The organism is Myxococcus dinghuensis (genome assembly GCF_024198235.1).
In the GTDB taxonomy this organism is placed as follows: domain Bacteria; phylum Myxococcota; class Myxococcia; order Myxococcales; family Myxococcaceae; genus Myxococcus; species Myxococcus dinghuensis.
In genome coordinates this window covers 1-2,974 of record NZ_JAKCFB010000103.1, presented here as the reverse complement: position 1 = coordinate 2,974, position 2,974 = coordinate 1, and the positions used below count along the sequence as shown (strand labels likewise).

Annotated in this window: 1 protein-coding gene and 1 CRISPR repeat array; the gene reads left to right on the top strand. The window is 68.7% G+C overall.

What is annotated here, in order from left to right:
• The first annotated feature begins 230 nt into the window (after positions 1 to 230).
• Positions 231 to 1,670 carry an IS66 family transposase gene (tnpC, locus tag LZ198_RS42640; protein WP_253977911.1) on the top strand — a complete coding sequence of 480 codons (1,440 nt, stop codon included), beginning with the start codon at positions 231 to 233 and terminating at the stop codon, positions 1,668 to 1,670.
• Between the two features lie 80 nt (positions 1,671 to 1,750).
• A CRISPR array of direct repeats spans positions 1,751 to 2,858; the repeat unit is 36 nt; unit sequence GTCCCGCTGGCCGTGATGCCGCGAGGCGATGAGCAC.
• Positions 2,859 to 2,974: the final 116 nt, after the last annotated feature.

Sequence of the window (2,974 nt, the reverse complement as noted above, 5' to 3'; positions counted from 1 at the left end):
CGCCGACGCGAGCGCGGTGCACCTGGACGCGACGCAGTGGGCGATGCTGCTGGACGGCATGGACGTCACCGAAGTCAAACGCCCGCCCGCCTGGACGCCTCCTGGCCACACGTCCTCGTGACGCGAGGACAGACGGCGGCGCAACGAGGTGTTGTCACCTGGTGCCACGCGAGCTTCCCCAAGACCACTTCTGCCCCTGGCGCGAGGAAGCCGAAGAGCTTCGCGAGCGGATGACGGCGCTGGAGGCGAAGATGGCGGCGCTGGAGCGGCGCCTCTTCGGCAAGAAGACGGAGAAGCTGCCGCCAGTGGCCAAGGAGTTGAGGCCGGCGCCCGCCACCCCGGAGGACGAGGCTGCCCGGGCCGCGAGCGCCCTTCGGACGCGGCGAGAGCGCGCGGCACGCAAGGCCGTCGTGGCCGTGGAGCGCGAAGTCCACCACGAGGTGCCGGCGGAGGACCGGCGCTGCCCGGCGTGCGGTAGCGCGGCGCTCAAGCCTCTGGGCGCGGGACGTCGGACGGCGGTGTATGAGCGCGTGCCAGACTGCTTCGAGAAGCAGGTGCATGTGCAAGAAGTCCTGGCATGCACCTGCGGCCGAGGCGTCGTCACCGCGCCCGCGCCGCCCAAGGTGGTGGACAAGGGCGAGTACGGCCCGGGCCTGCTGGCCCACGTCGTCGTCTCCAAGTGCGCGGACGCCATGCCCTTGCACCGGCTGGCGCAGCGGTTGGAGCGAGGCGGCGTCCCCATGAGTCGCAGCACGCTGACGGACCTCTTCCACCAGTCGGCCTCGGTGCTGCTGCCTCTGTCGACGCACCTGCTGCAATGCATTGCGTCCGCCGAAGTCGTGCTGGCGGACGAGACGCCGCTGCGGGTGCTGGACGTGAAGAAGACGCGCCGGGGCTACCTCTGGACGTTTCTCACCCAGACGCCCGAGGGCGCGTGGCTCATCGGCTACCGCTTCAGCCTGGGCCGCGCGGGCAAGACGCCCAAGGACGTGCTGGGCGGCACCACGGGTGCGCTCGTGGTGGACGGGTACACGGGCTACAACGTGGTGACGCTGCCGGAGGGCCGCACGCGCGTCGGCTGCTGGGCCCATGTGCGTCGCCGCTTCTTCGAGGCGCTGCCTACCGCGCCCGAGGCTCGCGAGGCCATGGACCTCATCCTCGAACTCTACCGGGTGGAAGCCCAGGCGCGGGCCGCGGGCGTCGTGGGCACCGCCGAGCACCGAGTGCTGCGCCAGGAGTCCAGCGCGCCCATTCTCGCGCGCATCAGCACGTGGCTCGCAGTCCAGACGCCGCGCCACCCGCCGAAGAGTCCGCTGGGGCAGGCGCTCTCCTACGCGACGAAACAATGGGACGCGCTGACGCGCTTCGTCGAGGACGCGCGACTGCCCCTGGACAACAACCGCTCGGAGGCGGCGTTGCGAAAGGCCGCGCTGGGCCGCAAGAACTTCCTCTTCGTCGGGCACGAGACCGCGGGCGCGAATCTCGCGGGTCTCTACGCGCTGGTCGCCACCTGCGAGGCCAACGGCGTCAACCCCGAGGAGTACCTGGCCGACGTCCTGCTCCGCGTGCAGACACATCCCAACTCGCGCATCGCGGAGCTGCTGCCTCACGAGTGGAAGCGTCGGCAGACCACCGGTCCGCCCGAGTCACGCCTCCAGCCCCAGCACTGAAATCCCCTCCGGTCGCCGCGCCTGCCGGGCACGGACCTCGTCCATCTTCAACCGCTCACGCCACGTCGCTGACCGGACGGATACCGCTGGCCGTGATGCCGCGAGGCGATGAGCACTCACATCTCCCCGACGATTCGGACCGTACTTCTCGTCCCGCTGGCCGTGATGCCGCGAGGCGATGAGCACACGAGGAGCGGACGTCCGACCCAACCATTCTCCCGGTCCCGCTGGCCGTGATGCCGCGAGGCGATGAGCACTCCAATTCCGTGAAGCACGTCGCCGTGACGTCCCAGTAGTCCCGCTGGCCGTGATGCCGCGAGGCGATGAGCACTACTGGTGCGCGATGATGTACGTGAAGACCATCATGTCCCGCTGGCCGTGATGCCGCGAGGCGATGAGCACCGTTGCGGAAGGTCGCGGTCAACTGGGCCCACTCCGTCCCGCTGGCCGTGATGCCGCGAGGCGATGAGCACTAGACACCGAGCGCGTGGTACTTGGTAAACCTCACCGTCCCGCTGGCCGTGATGCCGCGAGGCGATGAGCACGTCTCAGTCGTCACCAGTTGACGACCGATAATGAGGTCCCGCTGGCCGTGATGCCGCGAGGCGATGAGCACCTTCGCGAGTGCGGACTCAATCGCTCCCGCCATCGTCCCGCTGGCCGTGATGCCGCGAGGCGATGAGCACTCGCCCTCGGGCTTAAACCCGATGACGCGCGTCTTCGGTCCCGCTGGCCGTGATGCCGCGAGGCGATGAGCACAATTGGGCAAACTCCTGAAGGGGCTGGCCGTCGAGTCCCGCTGGCCGTGATGCCGCGAGGCGATGAGCACTTGTCGTGCCACGGGTATCCGGGCCGGAACGACTCCAAGTCCCGCTGGCCGTGATGCCGCGAGGCGATGAGCACCCCGGGTCCGGGCGCGTGTAGTTTGGCTTGCCCTTGGTCCCGCTGGCCGTGATGCCGCGAGGCGATGAGCACAAAGTTCTACGGGCAGCTTCTTTGGCGGCTGCACTATTGTCCCGCTGGCCGTGATGCCGCGAGGCGATGAGCACCTTTCCACGCCTTGGGGAAACATCCGTGTGCATGTCCCGCTGGCCGTGATGCCGCGAGGCGATGAGCACGCATGCCACGGTCCCATGACCAGATTGAGAGGGCGTCCCGCTGGCCGTGATGCCGCGAGGCGAGGTCGTGTCCCTATAAGTGTGTAGTCGGCGAGGAAGGGCGAGCGGGAAAGAGGGAAGCTCCTCGGTGAAACCAAACCGAGATGGTCCTCCTTTGGCGAGGAGGCCGAGGAGTTCCCTGCCGTG